The 24,139-nt window shown below is 47.4% G+C and carries 24 protein-coding genes; 16 read left to right on the forward strand and 8 right to left on the reverse strand.

From position 1 onward, the window contains the following. Positions 1-9 precede the first annotated feature (9 nt). Positions 10-1,293, reverse strand: coding sequence for a glutamate-1-semialdehyde 2,1-aminomutase (hemL, locus tag D0T92_RS04525; RefSeq protein WP_151050629.1), 1,284 nt, complete (start codon positions 1,291-1,293; stop codon positions 10-12). A gap of 234 nt (positions 1,294-1,527) precedes the next feature. Here hemL and D0T92_RS04530 point away from each other — a divergent pair, with 234 nt between their 5' ends. Together D0T92_RS04530 and D0T92_RS04535 are read left to right on the forward strand one after the other, a co-directional pair. After that, the gene (locus D0T92_RS04530) at positions 1,528-2,355 is read left to right on the forward strand and encodes a mechanosensitive ion channel family protein (protein ID WP_151050631.1); all 828 of its coding nucleotides are present in this window, start codon (positions 1,528-1,530) and stop codon (positions 2,353-2,355) included. Between the two features lie 11 nt (positions 2,356-2,366). Continuing rightward, on the forward strand, positions 2,367-2,876 hold the full coding sequence (locus D0T92_RS04535; protein WP_151050633.1) for a protein disulfide oxidoreductase: 510 nt from the start codon (positions 2,367-2,369) through the stop codon (positions 2,874-2,876). Between the two features lie 176 nt (positions 2,877-3,052). Here the strand turns inward: D0T92_RS04535 and D0T92_RS04540 are convergent, their stop codons facing one another. The 3 genes from D0T92_RS04540 to D0T92_RS04550 form a co-directional block, all read right to left on the reverse strand. After that, on the reverse strand, positions 3,053-4,060 hold the full coding sequence (locus D0T92_RS04540) for an IS5 family transposase (RefSeq protein ID WP_151049983.1): 1,008 nt from the start codon (positions 4,058-4,060) through the stop codon (positions 3,053-3,055). A 297-nt stretch (positions 4,061-4,357) separates the two neighbouring features. Further along, on the reverse strand, positions 4,358-7,828 hold the full coding sequence (locus tag D0T92_RS04545) for a DEAD/DEAH box helicase (protein WP_151050635.1): 3,471 nt from the start codon (positions 7,826-7,828) through the stop codon (positions 4,358-4,360). Positions 7,829-7,924: 96 nt separating this feature from the next. Continuing rightward, positions 7,925-8,269 (reverse strand): hypothetical protein, encoded by a 345-nt coding sequence (locus D0T92_RS04550; RefSeq protein ID WP_151050637.1) that lies wholly within the window; start codon positions 8,267-8,269, stop codon positions 7,925-7,927. A gap of 319 nt (positions 8,270-8,588) precedes the next feature. Here D0T92_RS04550 and D0T92_RS04555 point away from each other — a divergent pair, with 319 nt between their 5' ends. After that, on the forward strand, positions 8,589-8,936 hold the full coding sequence (locus D0T92_RS04555) for a helix-turn-helix domain-containing protein (protein ID WP_151049971.1): 348 nt from the start codon (positions 8,589-8,591) through the stop codon (positions 8,934-8,936). Between the two features lie 26 nt (positions 8,937-8,962). Next, positions 8,963-9,736, forward strand: coding sequence for an IS3 family transposase (locus tag D0T92_RS04560; protein ID WP_263641705.1), 774 nt, complete (start codon positions 8,963-8,965; stop codon positions 9,734-9,736). An 84-nt stretch (positions 9,737-9,820) separates the two neighbouring features. Here the strand turns inward: D0T92_RS04560 and D0T92_RS04565 are convergent, their stop codons facing one another. Beyond that, on the reverse strand, positions 9,821-10,246 hold the full coding sequence (locus D0T92_RS04565; protein WP_151050641.1) for a hypothetical protein: 426 nt from the start codon (positions 10,244-10,246) through the stop codon (positions 9,821-9,823). Beyond that, a complete protein-coding gene (locus D0T92_RS04570) occupies positions 10,230-11,546 on the reverse strand; it encodes a homoserine dehydrogenase (RefSeq protein ID WP_151050643.1) in 1,317 nt (438 codons plus the stop codon). The genes D0T92_RS04565 and D0T92_RS04570 overlap by 17 nt, the downstream gene beginning before the upstream one ends. 138 nt (positions 11,547-11,684) lie before the next feature. Here D0T92_RS04570 and D0T92_RS04575 point away from each other — a divergent pair, with 138 nt between their 5' ends. From D0T92_RS04575 to D0T92_RS04590, 4 genes are all read left to right on the forward strand, one after another. Beyond that, positions 11,685-12,056, forward strand: a complete 372-nt coding sequence (locus D0T92_RS04575; protein ID WP_151050645.1) for an Mth938-like domain-containing protein — start codon at positions 11,685-11,687, stop codon at positions 12,054-12,056. 191 nt (positions 12,057-12,247) lie between these two features. Then, positions 12,248-13,498, forward strand: coding sequence for a lipoprotein-releasing ABC transporter permease subunit (locus tag D0T92_RS04580; protein WP_151050647.1), 1,251 nt, complete (start codon positions 12,248-12,250; stop codon positions 13,496-13,498). After that, positions 13,491-14,186: a lipoprotein-releasing ABC transporter ATP-binding protein LolD gene (gene lolD / locus D0T92_RS04585; RefSeq protein WP_151050650.1), complete on the forward strand. Its 696-nt coding sequence runs from the start codon at positions 13,491-13,493 to the stop codon at positions 14,184-14,186. Before D0T92_RS04580 ends, lolD begins: the two co-directional genes overlap by 8 nt. Before the next feature lie 116 nt (positions 14,187-14,302). Further along, the gene (locus tag D0T92_RS04590; protein ID WP_151052974.1) at positions 14,303-14,908 is read left to right on the forward strand and encodes a CDP-alcohol phosphatidyltransferase family protein; all 606 of its coding nucleotides are present in this window, start codon (positions 14,303-14,305) and stop codon (positions 14,906-14,908) included. A gap of 49 nt (positions 14,909-14,957) precedes the next feature. On the opposite strand, the gene D0T92_RS04595 is transcribed toward D0T92_RS04590, so the two are convergent. Then, a complete protein-coding gene (locus tag D0T92_RS04595; protein WP_151050652.1) occupies positions 14,958-15,620 on the reverse strand; it encodes a hypothetical protein in 663 nt (220 codons plus the stop codon). 193 nt (positions 15,621-15,813) lie between these two features. Here D0T92_RS04595 and D0T92_RS04600 point away from each other — a divergent pair, with 193 nt between their 5' ends. The 8 genes from D0T92_RS04600 (at position 15,814) to D0T92_RS04635 (ending at position 22,964) form a co-directional block, all read left to right on the forward strand. Continuing rightward, entirely contained in the window at positions 15,814-16,506 is a 693-nt protein-coding gene (locus D0T92_RS04600; protein WP_151050654.1) for a lysophospholipid acyltransferase family protein, read from the forward strand. Then, the gene (locus tag D0T92_RS04605) at positions 16,503-17,468 is read left to right on the forward strand and encodes a phosphatidate cytidylyltransferase (RefSeq protein WP_225315144.1); all 966 of its coding nucleotides are present in this window, start codon (positions 16,503-16,505) and stop codon (positions 17,466-17,468) included. The genes D0T92_RS04600 and D0T92_RS04605 overlap by 4 nt, the downstream gene beginning before the upstream one ends. 257 nt (positions 17,469-17,725) lie before the next feature. Then, positions 17,726-18,127, forward strand: coding sequence for a D-ribose pyranase (gene rbsD / locus D0T92_RS04610; protein WP_151050656.1), 402 nt, complete (start codon positions 17,726-17,728; stop codon positions 18,125-18,127). Further along, entirely contained in the window at positions 18,124-19,620 is a 1,497-nt protein-coding gene (locus D0T92_RS04615; RefSeq protein ID WP_318527729.1) for a sugar ABC transporter ATP-binding protein, read from the forward strand. Before rbsD ends, D0T92_RS04615 begins: the two co-directional genes overlap by 4 nt. Next, positions 19,617-20,555, forward strand: a complete 939-nt coding sequence (locus D0T92_RS04620) for an ABC transporter permease (protein ID WP_151050658.1) — start codon at positions 19,617-19,619, stop codon at positions 20,553-20,555. Before D0T92_RS04615 ends, D0T92_RS04620 begins: the two co-directional genes overlap by 4 nt. A gap of 32 nt (positions 20,556-20,587) precedes the next feature. Then, on the forward strand, positions 20,588-21,505 hold the full coding sequence (rbsB, locus tag D0T92_RS04625) for a ribose ABC transporter substrate-binding protein RbsB (protein ID WP_151050660.1): 918 nt from the start codon (positions 20,588-20,590) through the stop codon (positions 21,503-21,505). 171 nt (positions 21,506-21,676) lie between these two features. Then, on the forward strand, positions 21,677-22,282 hold the full coding sequence (gene recR, locus D0T92_RS04630) for a recombination mediator RecR (RefSeq protein ID WP_151050662.1): 606 nt from the start codon (positions 21,677-21,679) through the stop codon (positions 22,280-22,282). Positions 22,283-22,481: 199 nt separating this feature from the next. After that, positions 22,482-22,964, forward strand: coding sequence for a GNAT family N-acetyltransferase (locus D0T92_RS04635; protein WP_151050664.1), 483 nt, complete (start codon positions 22,482-22,484; stop codon positions 22,962-22,964). A gap of 110 nt (positions 22,965-23,074) precedes the next feature. On the opposite strand, the gene D0T92_RS04640 is transcribed toward D0T92_RS04635, so the two are convergent. Next, entirely contained in the window at positions 23,075-24,133 is a 1,059-nt protein-coding gene (locus D0T92_RS04640) for a Csu type fimbrial protein (RefSeq protein WP_191963670.1), read from the reverse strand. Positions 24,134-24,139: the final 6 nt, after the last annotated feature.

Here is a 24,139-nt window from a genome sequence, read left to right on the forward strand (position 1 = left end):
ATAATGAATTTAAGCTGCCATATTTTGGAAAACTTGCCGTGCGGTAGCGATGGTTTCGTCGATCAGTTCGGGTGTGTGGGCGGCAGACATAAAGCAGGCTTCGTAGGCGGAGGGGCCGAAAGCAACGCCGCGTTCGAGCATGCCGTGGAAGAAGCGTTTGAAGTTTTCGGTGTCGGAACGGGTCATATCGGCATAGCTTTGCGGTTTGCTGTCGGCAAAATATAGGCCGAACATGCCGCCGACCGAATCGGCGCTGAAGGTAACGCCGGCTTCTTGGGCAGCTGCTTGGAAGCCGTTTGTCAGCCTTTGGGTGTGTTCGGTGAGTTGTTCGTAAAAACCTTTACGGCGGATGATTTCGAGGGTTTTTAATCCGGCGGCGACGGCCACGGGGTTGCCGGAAAGGGTGCCGGCCTGATAAACGCCGCCGAGCGGGGAAATGCAGGCCATAATGTCTTTGCGCCCGCCGAAAGCGGCTAAGGGCATGCCGCCGCCGATAACTTTACCCATTGTGGTGAGGTCGGGGCGGATGCCGTGTAGGGATTGTGCGCCGCCGAGGGCAACGCGGAATCCGGTCATCACTTCGTCGTAAATCAATACTGCGCCGTGTTGTTCGGTGAGGCTGCGTAAGGCGCGGATAAATGCTTCGGAAGGTTTTACCAGATTCATATTGCCGGCAAAAGGCTCGACAATCACGCAGGCGATTTCGCTGCCGATTCGGACGAAAGTTTCTTCAAGTTGGTCGACATGGTTGTATTCCAAAACCAGCGTGTGTTTGGTGAAATCTTCGGGCACGCCGGCGGAGCTGGGGTTGCCGAATGTGAGCAGGCCGCTGCCGGCTTTGACCAACAGGCTGTCGGAATGGCCGTGATAGCAGCCTTCGAATTTAATGATTTTGTCGCGCTTGGTAAAGCCGCGTGCTAAGCGGATGGCGCTCATGGTGGCTTCGGTGCCGGAGCTGACTAGGCGCAGTTGTTCGACGCTGGGCACGATTTCGGCAATGGTTTCGGCAATAATGATTTCGCCTTCGGTAGGCGCACCGAACGACAGCCCGCCCAAAGCGGCTTCGCGCACGGCTTCGACCACTTCGGGGTGGGCATGGCCGACAATGGCGGGGCCCCATGAGCCGACGTAGTCGATATAGCGGGTGTCGTTTTCATCCCACACATACGCGCCTTGGGCTTTTTTGATAAAACGTGGCACGCCGCCGACGCTGCCGAATGCGCGTACGGGCGAGTTAACCCCGCCGGGAATGATGTTTTTGGCTCGGTTGAATAATGTTTCGTTGCGGTTCATGGCAGGGAACTCCTTGATTGGATAAACAGCGGCGGTGTGTGCCGTCGGCAAAGATAAAGGGGTATTTTAACAGCTTTATCGGTTGCCGTTCCAAAGCCGGGCAATATGGTATATATTGCCGTTTTTTATGCGGCCGGGTTGCCGTTGCCGCCGGAATGGGGAAGCGTACGGGTATGTGTTTTCAGACGGCCTCTTTGCGCTTTTGGATGATAAAAATCAAATCGATTATAGATTATGGATACAGAGCAAGTAATTGAACAAACGGTAAATCATGTACCTTATGGCGTGATGACGGCAGGGGTGCAGAGTATGGTCGCGGCTTTTTGGGCGCGGGTGCCTTATATGATGACGGCGCTGGTTGTGTTTATTATTTTTTGGTTTATTTCGCGCTTGTTTAAATTGGCGGTACGCAAACTGTTGGCCAACCGCTTGGCTAAACGCATGAACCTATTGCTGGTATTGCAACGCATCGGCGCATCCTTGATTGTATTTGCCGGTTTCTTGGCTGCCATGATGATTGCACTGCCTGATTTTACGCCGACCAAGCTGATTAGTACCTTAGGCATCGGATCGGTGGCTATCGGCTTCGCTTTTAAAGATATTTTTCAAAATATGTTGTCGGGCATTCTGCTATTGTTGAGCGAGCCTTTTCAAATCGGCGACCGTATTGTTTCGGGTGATTTTGAGGGAACAGTGGAAAATATCGAAATCCGTGCCACCACACTGCGTACGAGCAACGGGCGGCGGATTGTGATTCCAAATTCACAATTGTTTACTTCGCCGGTAACCGTGAACACCAGCGGCCGCCGATATCGCCAAAGCACCACGTTAACCCTACCGGCAGGGCGCGACCCCGAACAGGTGAAACAAGATATTTTGAAAGTTTTGGCGGAAGGCTGCCAAAATATTGAAGACCCCGAAGTAGTGATGACCGCACTTTCCGATACGGCGGCGACTTTAGAGCTGTATTGGTGGTCGCACGGCTATGGTGATGATCATCATATTGCCGACCAAGTATTATCGTGTGTCCGGCCGTTGCTGATGCCGACTGCCGAAGTATGAGCGGCTTGTCGATGCGTATTAAACTTATTTATTGGCTGAAACAAGCGGTTCAGACGGCCTTAATCATTGCGGCGGTTTCGTTGGCTGTCGATTGGTGGCGTAAACCTATTCAACCGCTTGGTTTTGCCGAACAGCAGTTTCAAACTGTCGGGCAACAGGCAGTTTCTTTAGCGGAATTGAGCCACAACCGTACCATTGTGGTTTATTTTTGGGGCAGCTGGTGCGGTATTTGTAAATATACTTCGCCTGTTATCCAAGAATTGCACGCAGCAGGCGTGCCCGTATTGGGGGTTGCCCTGAAGTCGGGTGCGGAACAAGACGTACGCGCCTATATGGACGAACAGCATTTATATTTCGCAACTTTAAACGACCCGCAGGGCGATATTTCCAACCGTTGGCAGGTTGCGGTAACGCCGACGATTGTTATGGTGAAAAATGGGCAGGCTGTACACACCACAACCGGATTGAGCAGTTATTGGGGCTTACGCGGCCGACTTTGGCTGGCGGACTGGTTTGCTTAAAGAATGGGCAGATAGTTGTAGCTATTCAGTATCTTTAAAATAAAAAGGCTGAGACCTTTGCGAAATAGTCCTTCACCCGACAGCCGAACTCCAAACACAGGATTTCGGCTGTTTTTGACCGCAATATCCCCTTTATTACTCCTCAGATGCCTAATTAATAGGCATCCGGCTGCCTTTTAGGCAGCAATAGGCGCACGTAGCCTGTTGGCCGCCTTCAACAGGTTCAAACATATCGCTTTCAGATGACTTTGCGCCGCTACTTTCTCCAGCCCGAAGTAGGCTGCCCGGGCATAGCGGAATTTACGGTGCAGCGTACCGAAACTCTGTTCCACTACATAACGGGTTTTCGATAAATATTTGTTGCGGCGGGTTTGCGCTTCCGTCAGCGGACGGTTGCGATGGGATTTACTCATAATGCCGTCTTTCAGTTTATATTCTTCCAGATACTTTCTGTTTTCCGCACTGTCATAACCTTTATCCGCATAGACCGTTGTCTCTTTGGCAATGCCTGCCAATAAAGGCAACAGATGTTTGCACTCATGGGCATTGCCCGCTGTAATATGCAGCTTCTCAATGTAACCTTCCGCATCGGTACGGGTGTGCTGCTTATAGCCTAATTGATGATGACCGTTCTTCTTCACCCAACGGGCATCTTTATCTTTGCTCGGTGTGGTTTGACCGGTTATCTCTCCTTCGCTATCAACCTCTATGGACTGACGTTGTTTACTGCCGGCCGTCTGAATAATCGTCGCATCAATAACGGCAGCCTGTGCCTTCTCTACCTTTAAGCCTTTCTCAGTCAGTTGGCGGTTAATCAAATCCAACAGTTCGGCCAAGGTATTATCTTGTGCTAACCAGTTGCGGTAACGGCAAAGGGTACTGTGATCGGGAATATTCATCTCGTCAAAATGACAAAACAGGTTGAAATCAATACGGGTAATGAGACTGTGTTCGAGTTCGGGGTCGGAAAGGCTATGCCATTGGCCGAGTAAAACGGCTTTAAACATAGCCAATAAGGGATAGGCGGGACGGCCGCGGTGATCTCTGATATAACGGGTTTTCTGACGATTCAGATACTGCTCTACCGGCTGCCAATCAATTACCTGTTCGAGCTTTAATAAAGGAAAGCGGTCAATGTGTTTGGCAATCATGGCTTGGGCGGTTTGCTGAAAGAACGTACTCATGAGAAATCCCTTAAATATCTTTGGTGAAGAATTTAAGGGATTTTTAGGGTTTTTGCAAAGGTCTCAGGCTGTCTGAAACCTTTCAGACAGCCTTTGGTTAGTGCGAGTTATATATCCGCTCGTGTCTATCTGTTCGACAATGCCATCTTTTACTGCACATATCAAAGCCACGCAATCGCGGCTATATTGTACCGATAGCGCAATGCTAAATGGCAGGCGGATATGTAATCCGCACCTACTAACAGTAGGTTAGATTCTCGAATCCGACATTAACACATTCTGACTCGTAAAAAACGCTTAATGATTGGGAAGATATCGATCTAATACGGCAAAAACACCTGCAGATTTCCAAAGATGTCTATTGCCAATAACATAAAGAGACTCTTTGGCACGGGTGATGGCCACGTTGACAAGATTCGGCTTTCCTCCGGCCCAAGCGCGGGCACCATTTTGTGAGGTCATTTGGGCACCGAGTACGAAAAATACAATTTTTGCTTCGCGTCCCTGCACTGTATGCACTGTTCCTACATGTTCCCGAACCCAAGCATCCGGTTTGTCTACCCAATCATTTAGGACATGGCTTTTTAAGATTTCCTGTCGCAAGTTATCTTGCACGATGACAAAAGGCGTTACGATATATAAATCGGCATCCATGCCGCCACGCCGCAATTGGTATAGTTTGTCAATGAGTACATCCGCCTCATCTGCACACCATTTATCCGGGCCCGGATTGCCTTGTACATTGATCCAAGCAGAAGGGCCGAGAATAGTATTTACCGGAGAAGGTTTTTTGGCTTGTACCATTAGGTTTGAATAAGCAATCTCATTTGAAATTTCAAACATTGGACTGTTACAGCGTCGGTGTACAAGCAGGGGAGCGCCTACATCTCTATAACCGCTACCGATAGGAAAGCGCGCGTAATACATGCTGGCCATATCGGCTAGGGTTTGTACCGAGGCTTCAGGCGGGTTGTATTTAATTGGATCAACACCAAAGAAAGTACATATTTTTTCGGTCAAACTATTTGGTAAGGTTACGACGGGCTCGATTTGGAGTGGATCGCCAACAATGACCGCACGTTTTGTACGCAGCATGGCGCCTACGGCAGCCTGTGGAGCAGCCTGACCTGCCTCGTCTACCAATAACCATCCGAGCGACTCCAGAGGGAGACGGGAAAACATTCTATTGACTGAAGCAAAGGTTGTGGAAACTATAGGTATTACAAGAAAAAATGAGGCCCATAGATCAGTGATTAATGCATCTTTTTGTGCCGTTCCAAGCGATCGGGTACCGAATGATTCAATGAAAATGGATAAATTCTGACGCAGCGGATCGGCTGCGGCATCAATAAAAGCGCGATGCAAGTGAATAGCGGCTTCAAACAAATCGTCTCTGAGTTTGTTGGCAGTCTGATTAAACCACACACTGGCTTTTTGAATGTCTTCATGTGTATTGGTGAAAAAGGCGTTATCCAATACCGGAACTTCAAAATCTTCACGTATTTTCTTTGTCTGAGTGCCCAAATGATTCTTTTCTTCTTTTAATTTTTCAATCTCTTTTGCAGACTCATTGCTTAAAGATTGTTGTTTTATGAGCTTGTTGTGAAGCGTATTAACCTGTTCTCGGCAAGTATCATGAATTTTATCGGATGCACGCACTTCTTCTTCCAGCTCGTTAATCTCGGCTGACCATTCTCGAAAACGACGTGTCTGAAGCAGACGCGCAAAAAATCCTGGGCGTGCGGAAAGATGTGTTTCTTTGAGGTTTTGTTTTTGCGTTTTATCGGCTTCTGCCATTTTAAGTTGTTGCTGAGCTTCTGATAACGCTGATTGAAATGAGGCTATCTTATCAATTAATTCTGATTGCGTTGATTCGATATCCTTTATTTTAGCAGCGATAGCAAGCAAACGTTGCAGTTGGGTATGCAGTTTTTGCAGTATTTTTTGGCTATCCTGAGACACTTTCAGTGCTTGTTTAAAATGTGTGCAGGCTTCTTTCCAACGCGCGCCAGCTTCTTTAGGGTTTGCAGGCGGGCATTCATGGTTCACAATATCTCGATAACGTTTTATTGATGTGCCATCATCTTGAAATTCTAAGGCTATCTGAGGAATGCCACAGGCATGATTTAAATAGGTTGATAAACCATTTTCATCATCTCGCCAGAATTTTTGCGAAAATATATAGCGGTTGCTGGCGTTTCCCAGCACGGCAGAGATGGTTCCCCAAGTATCACATTCCAAAAGGTTATCAGAAATCGTTTTAAAATAACGCAATTCAGGCGCATCGCTGGCAATCGCCCCAATAACAGGGAGTTCGGCACTAACATTTTCCACCGCCTTATTGTTGGAAGATGTAACGACCATCTCAAAACCTTTCAACTTCTCATCAAGCTTATGGAGCGTGATTTTTGCTCCGTTTCTTTGCAAAGTTTGAGATGTGGGGGAGAAGGCATCTGCCGGATTGGTGTAGGTGGACATCACTTCTGCGCGCTCGATAATCCTTGCAGCCACAACATCTCGTAACAATGTTGTTTTACCGGTACCGGGTGGGCCGTTAACTCCCAGTATCCCTGTTTCCATTAATGCAGGTGTTGCTGCGTTTACGGCAGCCTGTTGCAATAGAGCGAGAGGAAAGCGACCGTTACCCGGCCATTTGCCTAATGGTGTTTGAGATGGCTGAAGCAGTTGCTGTAATTTTAAAGTGTCTTGAAGAAGATTGATTTTATGTGTGGGCTTTTCTATCCCTAAATAATGGCGCAAGGCATGCGGCAGCGTACCATTTTTAATATGGTTTCGTGCAATAGAGAGATCATCCAGAAAAAATGAGTTAAGCAAGCTCGGCTCAGGTGATGTTTTACTGTAGAAATGCTCATAGCGCCGCAATGCAAAATAGGGTTGCTTCAATTCCAATACATCAAGATTCATCTTATTAACTAAAAAGTTGAAAAGTTGGGAAATATGCTCCTTAGTGAGAGGTAATACATTTTCTTGAGCATCGCGTTGAAATAGAAGTTTTTGGAATGCGCTTTTCAGATTCTTTTCATGATCAGGCCATTCTGCTAGCGCTTGTAGATCGCCTTGAAGTGCAATCGGCACACCCCAAGCAAAGCTGGAAATGGCAAAACTATTGTCTTCTGTAAGCGGGCACCCTTCTTTGTCAAGAAGGATACTGGCAATGGGGCAATATCCCTGCATACTCGGTTGATCGGGGCGCTTGTCGGCGTAGACTTTGAGCAAGCTTTCTACAGCCGGGCCTAAGGCAACCGAGCCAAGAATGAGTTCATAATAAAGCCTTTTTTTGGGTAGGGATTTTTCACTTTTTTGCCATGGAAGGTCGGATTTTTCAAATCGCGCAATACGAGAATGATTGCCTGCCACTAAATCTGTTTCTCTGCGGTAACTTTGCGGGGAAAGTACTTCAAGGGCAGTCCAAGTGCGCAGAATATTTTGAGGATCATTGGTAATAGGTATTTGAGGATTTATATCTAATTCTGGTGCTATTTCTTTAGCAATAGTACTGTAGTTTTTAGTGTCTAAATCCTCATTTTTTTCTTGAGATTGATCTATGACCTGAGGTGCGCGGGTGGTGTTAGTAATTTCTGTGAGCTTAACAGCTTCTATTTTAAAAAGAAGTGAGTTAGCACGTTTTGTATGACGATGTTGTAGTTCATGTTCCAAAAGAGACAAAGTATTTGGGTTGTTATTAGATGTTGCAAACAGTGCCTCAAGTTCATCGATTGATTTTTTAAAATAAGGTCTTTTTGTCATTGTATTTTTACTGGTTAATTTTTTATATCATATAAACATTTAAAATAATATCTATTCAAGATATATGAGGTATAAATAATATTATGCGTTTGCTTGCTATTGTTCTTCTTTTTTAAAGGTTACACCGATATTGGTACCACCATCGCCGCTTTGACGTAAACTCACCTGGTAGGTGTGTGTTTGACCGCAAGCTTGTACCTGCCATGATTCCAATGCTTGAACCAGCCCTCGTACCTCTTTTAAATCTAACACTTGGGCATTAACCGACTGAATGCTGTTACAAGAATAAACCCCTCTTTCAAACTGTTTGATATTATTCATTACATCGTTGCGTAATGTGCGGCTGCCATAGGCTGTACTATTGCCCTGATATATCCTGCCTCCTAAACCTGCACAAGCACCTAACAAAAACACTAAACCTAGCATAGATAAGTAACGCATATTTCACTCCTATTACAAATGATACGACCCAAAATATTACCTTTTCGATTAATGGGCAAGCTTATATATTCATCAGTATTAATCGACGGATATATAGTAACATTTAAATGTAAGCGATTGTATAAATAGTAAAAAAATTAAATTGTCATAAGCATATGAAAATTTTAATGCTCTAGAATCTGAACTGTTTTAGTTAATATGAGCGAGGCTCTTCGGAAGTAGTTGCATCACTATGTTTTATATAAAAAGGCCGTCTGAAACCTTGAACTGCACCCCAAAAGTTGGACACTCCTCCAACCCATTAAGGTGCAGTTTTCTTATGAGCAAATATACATTAGACTTTAAATACCAAGCCGTGCAATATTATCAGCGCGTACGCAGCCAACAGCGTACTGCCGATCACTTTAATATTTCCCGTACCCATTTACGCCGTTGGATAGCCGCATACAACCAAGGCGGCATCCGCGCACTTGAGCATCCGCAGGCCATTATGATCATCAAACGCAAAAACCCCTTTATCGTCGATAAACCCGACCACGAAAAAACACAGGCGGAACTAATCGAAGAGTTGCGCTATATGCGGGCGGAGAACGACTATCTAAAGGAATTAAAAGCCCTCAGGCAGAAAGAAGCGGTCGCCAAAAAAGCGAAGCCGTCCAAGCACTGAGGGCAAAACATCCGCTTAAATACCTGCTGCACAGTGCTGCACTGCCCAAAAGCAGCTTTTATTACCACCACGGCCGTCCCGACCCGGACGAACAGGACAAAGCCGCCGTTGCCGAAGTTTATGCCCGCCATCAAGGGCGTTACGGATACAGGCGGATTGCCGCCACTTTGTCATGGAATAAGAAAAAGGTTATCCGTTTGATGAAACTGTTGCAATTGAAAGCCAAAGTGCGTCCGAAAAAAGCCTACCGCCATCCGGCAATGGGCGAACCGTCGGATAATATTCTGAACCGCCGCTTTGAGGCGCAAAAGCCCAATGAGAAATGGCTGACGGATGCCACCGAATTCAAGTGCAGCAATGGCAAACTGTATCTGTCACCGATATTGGATGTATTTAACCGCGAAATCGTCGCTTATGCGATGAGCCGCCGCCCGAACAGCGAGATGGTGGAAAGAATGCTGAATGATGCGGTCTGCAAACTGACAAAGGCAGATAAAGTGCTGCTGCATTCCGATCAAGGTGTGCTGTACCGTACGGAAGCCTACCGCCGCACGTTGGCAGAACACGGCATAGTGAAAAGTATGTCGCGTAAAGGCAATTGTTGGGACAATGCACCGATGGAAAGCTTCTTTGCGATACTGAAGACGGAATGCTTTTATCAGGAAGGCAAAGTTTCGACAACAGAGCTGATGCAGACAATAGATGACTATATACGATACTACAATCATGACAGATGTAGTTTGAAATTGAAAAAGCTGAGTCCTGTGGCATACAGAACCCAGCTCGAAAAGGCAGCCTGAAAAGGCTTTTATGTTTGTCCAAGATTTGGGGGTCAGATCAACCTTTCAGACGGCCTTTTGCTTGATTATACATAAAGCTGGTTTTTAGGGTTTTAACGAAGCGATACACTGTTTGTCGCGTGCTTCGAAGGCTTCCGCGCCGCCGAGTAGGTTGAGTTGCTCCTGTGGACCGAGCGAGCTGAGTGATTGGATTTGCTCTTCGCTTAGTTTTTCCAATGGCTCATCCCACATACAAATGCAGTAGTCTTGAATCACTTGGTCTGATTTATCCGCCAAGCCGGCTGTTTGTAAATCGTTTTGCCATTTTTCAGAAAATGGTACGTTTTTAATGCACGAATCCACGATTGCCTGCTTGGCTTTTGGTTTGGAAAGCGCCCAATTAGACAATAAACCGAACACGGCCAGCAAGCCTAAAACCACAAATCCCCAAATGCGGACAGTGCGGATTTTAGCGCGGGCTTTTTTCCGTTGTGCCTGCGGCGTGTCTTCGGGCTTATCCGTTTTGTCCATTCAGACTCTCCATGCGTATCATCACAATAGGGGATTTTACTTCTTTGAGTGCCTGGATGGCATTCATGGCGGTTTTGACGTTTTTCTCAATGGTGCTATGGGTGAGGATAACGATTTCTGCCAAAGTGCCATCGATAACGCCTTTTTGAATTAGGGCTTCGATGGAAACGCCTTCTTGAGCTAAAAGGTTGGCAATCCTGCCCAATACACCCGGTTCGTCTTGTGCCTGTACGCGCAGATAATAGCTACTGGTGATGTCGTCCATCGGCAGCATGGGTTGGGCTTTAACTTGGCTGGGTTGGAATGCCAGGTGCGGTACACGGTTGCCGGTGCCGGCGGTAATCAGGCGACCGATATCGATAATGTCAGCCACTACGGCACTGGCGGTCGGTAGGGCGCCTGCGCCGGCACCATAATAAAGCGTTTCGCCTACCATATCGGCATCGACGCGCACGGCATTCATGACACCGTTTACATTAGCCAATAGGCGGCATTCGGGAATCAGGGTCGGGTGAACGCGCAATTCGATGCCTTTATCGGTTTTGCGGGTGATGCCGAGCAGTTTCACGCGGTAGCCGAGTTCTTCGGCATATTTGATATCGCGGCTTTCAAGTTTGCTGATGCCTTCGAGATAGCAGGATTCAAAGCTTACGGGGGTGCCGAATGCCAATGCGCTCATAATGGTGATTTTATGTCCGGCATCATGGCCTTCGATATCGAAAGTCGGATCGGCTTCGGCATAGCCCAACTCTTGGGCTTTTTGCAAAACGTCGGCAAAATTGCTGCCTTTTTCGCGCATTTCGGTCAGAATGAAATTGCTGGTGCCGTTGATAATGCCGGCAATAGAGCGGATATTGTTGGCGGCCAAGCCTTCGCGTAGGGCTTTAATAATCGGAATGCCGCCGGCAACGGCCGCTTCAAATTGAACCATCACGTTTTTTTGTTCGGCCAAAGGGAAGATTTCGTTGCCGTATTCGGCCAATAGTTTTTTGTTGGCGGTAACCACATGTTTGCCGTGTTCGATGGCTTTGATTACGGCTTCTTTGGCAACGCCGGTGCCGCCAAACAATTCGACCACCACATCCACATCATCACGCGCTACCAATGCAAACGGATCTTGTACGAAAACCGCATCGGGGCAGATTTGGCGGGCTTTTTCTTCACTTCTATGGCAAACGGCGGCAATGTGTATATCCCGCCCGAGACGGCGGCTGATTTCTTGTGCATTATCCTGTAAAACGCGGGCGGTACCGCTGCCTACGGTGCCCAACCCTAAGATTCCGATATTCACGGGCTTCATTCTGTCTCCTTAAGCCGTTGTATGTTAGTATTCTGCAAGCACTGTTATTCGGTGCAAAGGCTGTTATCCTACCTGAATTCGGCTGCTTCTGCATCTGAATTTCAGACGGCCTGTATCGATAAAAAAAGAGGAATATTTATGCTGATTGAAGAAACCCCGTCGGGCGGGCAAAATGAGATTAACGGCTACACTCCCGGCCAAATCGAAATCAATAGTCGGGCTTATACCGAAGCCGTTGTTTTAAAAGATACTGGTATCGAAAAACCGACTCAGGCAGAGCCTGCGGCGTTATCGGCGCAAGATTTTATTGAGGCCGTATCCGAAGGGGTGCCGCCCGAAGTGATTTTGGTGGGCACGGGTGAAAAGCAGGTATTTCTGCATCCGAAAATAGCGGCTGCTTTGGCTGCAAAAGGCATCGGCTTGGAATGTATGTCTACCGCCGCCGCCTGCCGTACGTTTATGATTTTGCAAAGCGAAGGCCGTCGCGTTTGGGCTTGGCTGTGGCCTTAACCGGCGGTCGCATATTGCTATTTTAAAACTTTAAACGCCGCTGCTTTTTTCATAACGCCGCCTGTTCTTGCCGACAGGCGGTTATGTTTATTGAATTTCTTAACAAAGCAATGGTATACCTTAAAGCGGTTTAGCTTGAAATACGGTACAATGCGCGTTTATTTTGATTGAATATAAGGGTGCTTCCGCACATGGCTTCATTAGAAACTTGGATCGGCCTGCGCTATCTGCGGGCAAAAAAACGCAACGGATTCATGTCGTTTATTACCGTCATCTCGATTTTGGGCATTGCATTAGGCGTTTGGGCGCTGATTGTGGTGCTGTCGGTGATGAACGGGTTTCAAAAAGAAATCCGCGGCCAGCTGCTCAATGTGGCGCCGCATGCCGAAATCGGTTATTACACGGCTGAAAACGGCGAAACATGGCAAGATTTACGCGCCATGGTTCAAGGCAAAAAAGGCGTGTTGGCTACCGCACCTTATGTGGCCGATCAGGCTTTGTTGGCCAATTCCGGTGAAGTGCGCGGCGTTCAGATTCGCGGTGTGTTGCCCGAAGAAGAAAAAAATGTGGTCGATTATGGCAACGATATGCCGCAGGGCAGCTTCGATGATTTAAAACCGGGTGAGTTCGATATTATTCTCGGTGAAGGCTTGGCCGAAGTTTTAGGTGCGGAAGTAGGCGGTAAAGTTACCGTGATTACGCCTGAGGGCAATGTGACCCCCGCCGGCGTGGTACCGCGTTTGAAACAGTTTAATGTGGTCGGGGTGGTGAAAACAGGGGTTTACGAAGTCGACAACAGCTTGGCGATGATTCACATGCAAGATGCCCAAGTGCTGTACCGTTTGGGCGGCAATGTCGGCGGTTTGCGTATCAAGCTGGCCGATCCGCAAAATGCGCCCGACTTTATCCGCAACCTGATACCGCTCGCCGATCAGGATAACATCTGGGCGCGCGACTGGACCTTTTCTAACCGCAGTTATTTTGAAGCGGTGGAACTGGAAAAACGCATGATGTTTATTATCTTAACGCTCATTATTGCCGTAGCGGCGTTTAATCTGGTGTCTTCTTTGGTGATGGCGGTAACCGAGAAACAGGCCGATATTGCTATTTTGCGTACTTTGGGGCTATCACCGGGCGGGGTGATGAAAATCTTTATGGTTCAGGGGGCGTTTGCCGGATTTATGGGTACTTTGGTCGGCGTGGTAACCGGGGTGTTTACCGGCGTGAATATCGGCCATTGGATTGCGTTTTTCGAGCGCCTTTCCGGTACGCACCTGATTAATTCCCAAGTTTATTTTATTGATTATGTGCCCAGCGATGTAAATGCCGGCGATGTGGCGGTGATTGCCTGCATCTCGCTGGCATTGGCCTTTATCGCAACGCTGTATCCGAGCTGGCGGGCATCGAAAACCCAACCTGCGGAGGCATTGCGTTATGAATAATCAGATTATTTTGAAATGCGATAACCTTTATCGCAGTTATCAAGACGGCGCCTTAAACGTTCAGGTGCTCAACGGCTTGAATTTGGAGGTGGCCGCAGGGCAGAGCGTGAGTATTATCGGTGCTTCGGGCAGCGGTAAATCCACTTTGCTGCATATTTTGGGCGGCTTGGATATGCCGACTTCAGGCAGTGTGAACCTGATGGGACACAATCTGGGCGAAATGAATCAGAAGCAATTGGGCGAATTGCGCAACCGCTATCTGGGTTTTGTTTACCAGTTTCATCATTTATTGCCTGAGTTTTCGGCATTGGAAAATGTGATGATGCCGTTGTTAATCGGTAAAAAACCGAAAGCGGAAGCGGAAGAACGTGCCACGGCGATGTTGGATAAAGTCGGCCTGAAAGCGCGTATGCTGCACCGGCCGAGCGAGCTTTCCGGCGGCGAACGCCAGCGTGCGGCTATTGCCCGTGCATTGGTGACCCAACCCAAATGCCTGCTGGCCGACGAACCGACGGGTAATCTAGATCGTAAAAACGCCCAAAACGTACTCGATATGATGCTGGATTTGAAAAACGAATTGGGCACCAGTTTGATTGTGGTGACGCATGATGACGAACTGGCCTACCGCTTCGACCGTGTACTGACGATGCATGACGGTTGTTTGTCGTTGTCGGATAAAGATAAGTAAGTTAAAAAGCCGCAAGGTTTAAAAGGCCGTCTGAAAATGTTTTCAGACGGCCTTTACAAATGGGTTTGGCTATATGCGGTATAATCCGAATCGTTATTTTTTCAGACGGCCTAATGATGAGCATCTACGCACTCAAACCTAAATTTCAAAATCTGCTGCGCCCGCTGGTACGCAAGTTACATAATCGCGGGGTAACCGCCAATCAGGTAACGCTTGCCGCCTGCGGTATTTCTATTTTTATCGGTGTGTTATTGGCCGGATTTGCCGATGTTCCCGCTTTATTCTGGCTATTGCCGATATGGTTGTTTGTACGCATGGCGCTGAATGCGGCTGACGGTATGTTGGCGCGCGAATTCGGTCATCAGTCGAAACTCGGCGGCTATTTGAATGAAATCACCGATGTGGTTGCCGATGCGGCTTTGTATCTGCCGTTTGCTTTTGTACTGCCTTTTAACAGCTTTCAAATCGCTTTGTTTATCTGGTTGGCAGCGATAAGTGAGTTTTGTGGGGTGTTGGGGCAGGTACACGGTCAGAACGGGCGGCGCTATGACGGCCCGGCTGGTAAAAGCGACCGTGCCTTTTTATTCGGCGCTTTGGGTTTGTGGTATGCGCTGGCAGGTGTGTTGCCGGGTTGGACGGTATGGGTGATGTGGTTGTTGGTGGCGGTATTGATCTATACCTGTGTGCGTCGCGTACGTAACGGTTTGAAAACGGCCGTCTGAAAGCTTATGGCTGTTCAGACGGCCTATAAAGTTGTGATGTGAAAAAATATTATGCGATATCAGTCGCATCAAGATCTAAGGTGGCTGCGTATTTTTGCAAGACGGCTGCTAAAAGTGCGCCGTCGGTCAAACTTAAATCACTGCGTTTTATGGTGTGTTCGTGTCGCGGTGTTTTCAGAGTAAAGCGTTGCCGTCTAATTTTTACGCATAATTCGGCATAGGGCAGGCGGCTGATTTTGCCGTCGGTTTGAATCACCGTGCAGCCTTTTTCATCAAGCATTATGCCAATATAGCGTTTTTGATCGGTAAAGCTGATGTGTAGCGGAAATTCGCTTTTTTCGTATGCCTGAAAATAAACGGCATAGCCGAATTGGGGTTGTTGCCTGTCGTCGAGGGTCAGATATTTTTTTACGCGGGAAATTAAATAGCTCTCGCCGCCGTAGGCTAATGTCCGGCCTATTGGGTATTGCGTTAGAAAATGTTTGTCTTGATGGTTGTTTTGCTGGGTAAAGATGTTCAGGCTGTGGCGAGTATCGGCAAAAACCTGCGGGGCGAGCGGATGGCTGCTGCTATGAAAAGACAATTGGTAAGTGGGTTGGTTTGCCCGCTGTGTGTTACGGTAAACCACGATACCCAAATATATCAGCAGGAGCGCGGCAGGAATCACCGCCGCTATGCTCAAAAATTGGAGATTGTTTAAAATACTGCCCATATAGATTGTGTTACCATTTTTAAAAAATGCTATTTTAATGATTAAAATGTCATAAAACAATCGTAAAGGAATATTTTCTTGTTGATTTTAAAGAGTAATTTTAATTAAGATAACTATACCTAATGTAATATTTAAAAATTATTTGTTTTAATGTGGGTGCCGATAGTTGGATATTCGGCAAGGAGGGAGAAAAATGGAGTGGATAAAGCAGCGGTTGGCATGGCTGACCGATCAAGCACTTTGTCTGTTTGTTTCGTTTTTAACGGGCGTGCGTCCGAAAGCGGCCAAAAGTTTGGGCTTTACGCCGGAGCGTAAAGTTTATTATGCCAACCATGGCAGCCATGGTGATTTCGTATTGGTATGGATTTCCCTGCCCAAACGCTGGCGTGCCTGTGTGCGGCCGGTGGCCGGGTCCGATTATTGGCTCACCAACCGCTTAAAACGTTTCATTATTCAAAGAGTATTCAATGCGTTGCTGATTCCGCGCAACAGTGGTAATCCGCAAGCGATTACCGAGCAGATGACCGAAGCATTGCAAAACGGTGATTCACTGATTATTTTCCCTGAAGGTACCCGCAATACGGACGACCAAGTGACACTGCTGTCTTTCAAGAGCGGTATTTATCATCTGGCGAGGGAAAATCCTGATGTTGGTTTTGTACCGATGTGGATTGATAATATCAACCGCGTACTGCCGAAAGGTACTTTTCTGCCGGTGCCGCTGTTGTGCGATGTGAATATCGGCGAGGTGGTGTATTTACAGAAAAACGAAGATAAAGACGCTTTTCTAAAGCGCAGCCGCAATGCTTTGTTGGCATTGGCACCGCCTGAAAAACAACAACAAGCTGCTGAAAATAGTGAGCATGATGGGGAGGCTTTATTATGAATCCGGTTGTTTCTAATGCACCCGATATGCCGCTTCAGGCCGGCTGGGTGTTTGTGGCTATTTTTAGCGTGTTGATTGTGGCCGGCGTAATCGGGCAGTGGTTGGAATATAAAAAAGGCAGTGATAATACAACCGTTGCCAATCTTAATGCCCGTGTTTATGCTTGGTGGGTGATGACGCTGGTGTTGCTGCTGGCGTTTTGGTTTGGCAAAACGGGCACGATAATTTTATTTCTCCTGATTTCTTTTGCTGCCTTGCGCGAGTTTCTCACGTTGGTTTATAAATACCGCAGCGATTACAGCGTGATGTTGGTGTGTTTCTATATTCTCTTGCCGGTTCAGTATTATTTTGTGTTCACCGAATGGTATGGCATGTTTTCCATCTTTATTCCGGTGTATGGCTTTTTAATCCTGCCGATTATCGGCAGCTTGAGTGGCAGAGCCGAGCATTTTCTCGAGCGGGCGGCCAAAACCCAATGGGCGGCGATGGTGTCTGTTTTCTGCCTGTCGCATGTGCCCGCTTTACTGACATTGAATTTAGACGGTTTCCCGCAAGAGCAGAATATTTTATTGCTGATTTTTATGATCGGCGTGGTTCAGGCCAGCGATGTTTTACAATATATCTGGGGCAAAACCTTAGGCAAACGCAAGATTATGCCATCTTTATCGCCTAGTAAAACCGTAGCTGGAACGGTAGGCGGCATTGCTTCGGCTGTTTTGGTTGCCGTGCTGATGGCACCGCTAACGCCGTTTTCGGCTTGGCAGGCCGGTTTGATCGGTTTGATTATCTGCCTGATGGGCTTCTTCGGTGGTTTGGTGATGTCGGCCATTAAGCGTGATTATGGTGTGAAAGATTGGGGCAATATGATTCAGGGACATGGTGGTATGCTTGACCGTGTCGATTCGATTTGTTTTGCCGCTCCGGTGTTTTTCCATATCGTGCGCTACTTTTGGCATGGTTAAGCCATATTTTTTGATGCAATGATATTTAGGCCGTCTGAAAATGTTTCAGACGGCCTGTCTCTATATTTATATATTATTTTTTAAAGGATTTGCCTGTTTTTTTAGCGGCTGTTTGATAGCGGTTAAATTCTTTTATCGTTAAACCTTGTAATGAATACCCTACATTTGGCACAATCTGCTTTACCGTTGCTGCAATGTTTTATTCGGCGGTATGAAGGCAAGGCTTTTTAGTATGAAACAGATGTAAAGGATAGGGTATGAAGAAGACGGGCGTATTAAATGCGGAATTGTCCAAACTGATTGCTTCGCTGGGGCATGGCGATATGTTGGTGATTGGTGATGCAGGGTTGCCGGTGCCGCCGCAAGTGCCATGTATTGATTTGGCCGTATCGCTCGGCGTGCCGACTTTACAACAGGTTTTAGAAGCGGTTTTGGATGAAGTGTGTTTGGAAAAAATCACGCTGGCGGAAGAAACCGAAACCCATAGTCAGGCATTATGGCGCTTTACCGATGATTATGCCCGTATGAACAGCCTGTCGCTGAATAAAATTTCACATGAGCAGCTCAAGCAGTTGTCGCAAGATGCCCGTGCGGTAGTACGCACCGGTGATAACACGCCTTATACCAATATTATTCTTCATTCCGGAGTACCGTTTTGACTACCGAACCCCGCTTATTGGTGGAAATGCGGCAAATCAATAAAGCATTCGGCCCTGTTCAAGTGCTGAGTGGAGTCGATTTTGATTTGCGTGCCGGCGAAGTGCATGCCTTGATGGGTGAGAACGGCGCCGGAAAATCCACATTAATGAAAATCCTTACCGGTATCTATCAGGCCGACAGCGGCAGCGTGCGGATAGAAGGGCGCGAAGAGATTATTAAAACGCCGGTAGATGCACAAAAACTCGGTATTGCCATTATTCATCAGGAATTAAACCTGCTGCCGGAAATGACGGTGGCGGAAAATTTCTTTTTAGGCCGTGAGATTGTCCGCTACGGTATTTTGCAAAAGCAGGAAATGAAGCGGATAGTCGCCGACCAATTGGCCGCATTACAGGCCAATTTCGGACCGGATACTTTAGTGAAATCGCTTTCGGTCGGCCAACAGCAATTGGTGGAAATTGCGCGTGCGCTTTCCGTTCATGCCAAAATCATTATTATGGACGAGCCGACCGCTGCCTTAACCGAGCCTGAAATCCAACAATTGTTTGCGATTGTGCGCCAGTTGGCGGAGCAGGGCGTGGGCTTGGTTTATGTGTCGCACCGGATGGAAGAAATTTTCCAAATCTGCCAACGCATCACCGTATTGCGCGACGGCGTATCCGTCGGCACCAAAGATATTGCCGATACGCATTTTGACGATGTAGTGAGCATGATGGTGGGAAGGGCGTTGGACGAGCGCTTCCCCGAACGGGACCGCCGTATCGGCGAAGTGAAGCTTCAGGTGTCCGGTCTTTCAGACGGCCATACTGTTCGCGATATCAGTTTTGATATACGTGCCGGTGAAATTCTGGCGTTTGCCGGATTGATTGGTTCGGGACGTACCGAAATTGCCAATGCCTTGTTTGGGCTTTCGCCGATAACGGCGGGAACGGTTGCGATTAACGGCCAACCGGTGCGGATTAAACGGCCTGCCGATGCCATCGGCCACCGCATGGCTTATGTAACCGAAGACCGCAAAGCCAAAGGGCTGATTTTAGATATGAGCGTGCGCGAAAACGGCACATTGGTTTATCTGCCGACCCGCAACGGTATGATTGATCATGCTGCCGAGCAAAAACACATTCGTGAAGCCATTGAAAAATTAAATATCAAAGTGGCCGATTCTGAAGAGGCGGTTCGGCGGCTTTCCGGTGGTAATCAGCAAAAAGTCGTGTTGGCAAAATGGCTGGTCGAATTACCCGAAGTGCTGATTTTGGACGAACCCACGCGCGGGGTCGATGTTGGTGGTAAAGCGGAAATTTATCGGATTATCAACGAATTGAGCCGACAAGGTGTTGCCATTATGATGATTTCTTCTGAATTGCCGGAAGTACTCGGTGTGTCCGATAGGATTGCCGTGATGAATGAGGGCCGTCTGAACGGCATTTTGAATACCAAAGAAGCTGACCAAGAAAAAATTATGGCATTGGCAGCCGGAGGAAGTGCAGTATGAAACCATTGGCAATCGGCGCAACCATGAAAAAAATGGGGCCGTTATTGGGGTTGATTGTTTTATCGGCCGTTTTAAGTGTGGCGACCCCCAACTTTTTAACATCCAGTAATTTATTCAGCGTGTTGCGGCAGGTAACTTATAGCGGATTGCTGGCGTTCGGCATGACTTTTGTGATTTTAATCGGCGGCATTGATTTATCGGTGGGCGCGATTTTGGCTTTGGTGGGGATTATTACCGCCAGCCTGATTCAGAGCGGCATGGATCCTATCTTGGCTTCGTTTGCCGGCGTATTGCTCGGTGCGCTTTGCGGTGCGGCAAACGGTTTATTGGTGTCTATCGGCCGTATCGCCCCGTTTATCGCCACGTTGGCAACCATGATTCTGTTTCGCGGCATGGCGCAGGAATATTCGCAATCCCGACCGATTACCATTAATGTAGACGGCTTTTTTAACGAAATAGGTTCGGGCTATTTGTTTGGCACGGTGCCGACACCGGTGGTGTTGATGTTGGTGGTTTATGCGGTATTATGGTTTGTATTAAGAAAAACCCGCTTCGGCCGCTACGTTTATGCTTTGGGCGGCAGCGAAGAGGTGGCGCGGATTTCCGGTTTGAAAGTGAAAAGCCTGAAATTATGGGTCTATACCTTATCCGGCCTGCTTTCCGGTATGGCGGCTTTGGTGGTGACCAGCCGTCTTTCTTCGGCCAGCCCCAATGCGGGGGTAATGTATGAATTGGATGCGATTGCCGCCGTTGTGTTGGGCGGCACAAGCCTTTCCGGCGGGCGCGGCTGGTTGTTCGGCACTTTGGTCGGCGTGGTGTTGCTCGGTGTATTGGGCAACGGCCTGAACCTGCTTAATGTGTCGGCCAATTATCAATTGATTATCAAGGGTGCGGTGATTCTGTTTGCCGTGCTGTTAGACCGCAAAAATACTTAAGTTTTAACCCAACCGTTTCTATGGAGAACATAATGAAATTTTTACGTAAAGCTTCCGGTTTGCTGATTGCCGGTCTTATCTTGTCTGCCTGCGGCCAGCAACAGGCAGAAAACCAAACGCCGGCAGCTGCCAACGGCGATACCGTAGGGTTGGCGATTTCCACGCAAAACAATCCGTTTTTTGTCACCTTAAAAGACGGTGCGCAGGCAGAGGCTGATAAGTTGGGTTTGAAACTGGTTGTGGTGGATGCCAATGACGATTCCGGCAAGCAGGCCGCCGGTGTAGACGATTTATTACAACAAAATATCAAAGTGTTGCTGATTAATCCGACCGATTCCGAAGCGGTTGCGGCATCGGTGAAACGTGCCAATGAGGCGGGTGTGCCGGTGATTTCTATCGACCGTTCCGTACAAGGTGCGGAAGTGGTTTCCCATGTGGCTTCGGATAACGTAGCCGGCGGTAAAATGGCGGCCGAATTTATCGTATCGAAACTGCCTTCCGGCGGTGAGATGGTTGAATTGGAAGGGATTCCCGGTTCTTCGGCCGCACGTGAACGCGGCGAAGGTTTCCATCAGGTGATGGATGCGCAGCAAAACATTAAAATCGTTGCCAAGCAGCCGGCCGATTTCGACCGTACCAAAGGCCTGACGGTAATGGAAAATATTTTGCAAAGCCATCCGAATGTCAAAGCCGTTTTTGCCCATAATGATGAGATGGCATTGGGTGCAGTAAAAGCATTGGAAGCGGCGCAGAAAAACGATGTGATTGTGGTCGGCTTTGATGCGACGGACGATGCCCAAGCGGCAGTGAAAGCGGGCAAAATGGCGGCGACAATTGCTCAAAAACCGGCTGAAATCGGCCAAATCGGTGTGGATACCGCGCAAAAAGTGATTGCCGGTGAAACCGTTGAATCTTCTATTCCGGTTGAATTGGAATTGATACAGCAATAATTTTGCTAATGGCGGGCTGTCGGATAGATGGCCGCCCTTATAAAAACCATGTTCGGGCTGTTTGGCTTGAGCGCGGTTTTTTTGCAGGTGTTGCGTGCATCAAGCCAATGTTTTTGATATGGGCTATAATTCCGCTTTCTATTGAATTATTCCTTTAGGCCGTCTGAAACCATGTCTAAAAATCCGGATGCGTTTACCCGTTTGATTAATGCTTTGAAAATTCTGCCCAATGTCGGGCCGAAGTCGGCACAGCGTATGGCTTACCAGCTTTTGCAGCATAATCGGGACGGCGCGCAGGAATTATCCGAAGCGTTACAACACGCCTTAAAACAAGTGCACCATTGCGCCCGCTGCAATACCTTTTGCGAAGGCACTTTATGCGATATTTGCGCCGACAGCAGCCGTGATCCGCGCCGCCTGATGATTGTGCACATGCCGGCCGATGTGTCGGGTATGGAAGCGGCCAATTGCCACGACGGCTTGTATTTTGTGTTGATGGGGCAGGTGAATCCGGTGCAGGGCATGGATTTGAGCCATATTGCCTTGGATAAACTGGTGGCGCGTTTGCAAGACAGCGAAGTGGAAGAAATCATTATTGCCACCAATTTTACCGCCGAAGGCGATGCTACGGCTTATGTGTTGGCCGAATTATTTAAAAATCTGCCTTATAAAGTCAGCCGTTTGGCGCGCGGCATTCCGTTGGGCGGCGAATTGGAATATGTGGATGCCGGCACATTGGCGCAAGCGGTATATGAACGGCGCATGTTAAAAGAATAAAAACAGCATCTTGGCCGATTAAAATGGCTATGACAATATCAATCCGCTTGCCTTAAAAAATGCGCGTTTGTTTACAGGCACTTTTCAGTTTGTGCTAAATAACGTATCTTATAAACTATAGCGATATCGCTAAATATCTGCTTGCCGTTTTTTTCAGACGGCCTCCCATATTCCAAAACCCTACCGAAGACTATGCACTATGAGCCTGATTACCGTACTCCGCCCGGCTGTACCGCAAGATTGCGAGCATATTTATAATGCCCATCGATATTCGGTGCAATATACCTGTACCCGCAGCTATAACCAACAGATATTGGAAGCATGGAGCAAACTGCTTAATCCGTCGGGCTATCTTGATACCATGACAGACCCCGGTAAGGCTTTATGGGTGGCGGAATATCGCGGTCATATTCAGGGCTTTTTCCAGTTGGATTTGAAAGACGGCCAGTTAGATGCGCTTTATGTACACCCTTTTGTACACAATCACGGCTTAGGTACGGCATTGCTGCAACGGGCGGAAGAATTGGCACTGAACGCAGGGCTGAGTTTGGTAAAACTTTATGCCTCGCTCAATTCGGTAACATTTTACCAACTCAACGGCTATGAATCGCTCGGCAGTGCCGAATTACCCTTAAACCGTGATGTGACGGTGGAATGCGAATTAATGAGGAAATACCTTTGATAGGATATAAATTTTTTAATCTCTAAGCGATTAATAAAACAAGGGCGGATATATATCCGCCCTTGTTTTGTTCGGGTGATGAAATATTCAGACGGCCATTTGTAAAACGGTTAATAATCCACCTTAACCGTGACCGTATCGCGATAATCACCGGCACGGTAGTCGGTAGAAGGAACGGTAGCATAAATCTTATGTTCGGTTGCCGAGCCGTGGCCATTACCGCTAATGGTATTGCTAGAAGCACCAAGTGCAATATTCCCCCAAATCTTACCGTTCATGCCGCTGCCTGAACGGAGTTGGTAGGGGACTTTATCGGGATTGCCGGCGCGGGTTGATGCCATTTCACCGCTGCCATTTGTATTTTTATTAGACGGTTCCAATTTAACGTTGTAGGGCACACCTTGGGTACAGGTAACATTAACCGCAGTCTGCCCTTGAAGATTGGTAGCAGAAGAATTAACCGTGCCGAAAGCAATATCTTGCGGCTTGTTGATAATGCAGTTTTTTTCTACTTCTGCTAAGACGTTGAAAGTAAAGCGGATAGGTTGTAGGTTGGTAGTGCAGTCTTTGGGTGTATCGCTATTGGTTGTCTCGTATACCAACGCGGTAGAACCTTCGGAAAACAAATTATTATATATGCCAGGGTGCACTTTTGATAAAGGCTCAGTTAATTTAGCATATACGGTAACTTCAGTTTCTTTGGTTTGATATCTTGGTACGGAGACAATTGTATTGATTGTATTTTTGATAGCATAGTTGGGCGAACCCCAAATATTGTTGTAATTAGGATCGGTATATAGGTTGAAAGCTAAGCGGTTATTGTTAGTATTACACGAACCGTTTTCGCACAGGAAACGCGGATTAATTTGTGATTTTTGTTGTACGGCACTGCCACTGTCAATCGCCAAACAAACGTTGGCTTTAGTTGTGCCAAATTCAAACCAGCTATCGCTGGTACAACTAACTGTTATAGTGCTTGAAATTACTGCTGATTGATTGGGGTCTATAACATTCACTTTACCAAAATTGATATCGGACATTGAAGCTTTGCATGCTAGAGCCCATGTTTCTTGTGCTGAGAATAAGCTTAATGCACATGCTAAAGACATAATGATATGACGTTGCGAAAAAGTTTTACGCAAATGTTGGCGTATTTTTTGTTTGTTCATTTGTTG

Source organism: Neisseria zalophi (genome assembly GCF_008807015.1).
GTDB classification, from domain to species: Bacteria; Pseudomonadota; Gammaproteobacteria; order Burkholderiales; family Neisseriaceae; genus Neisseria; species Neisseria zalophi.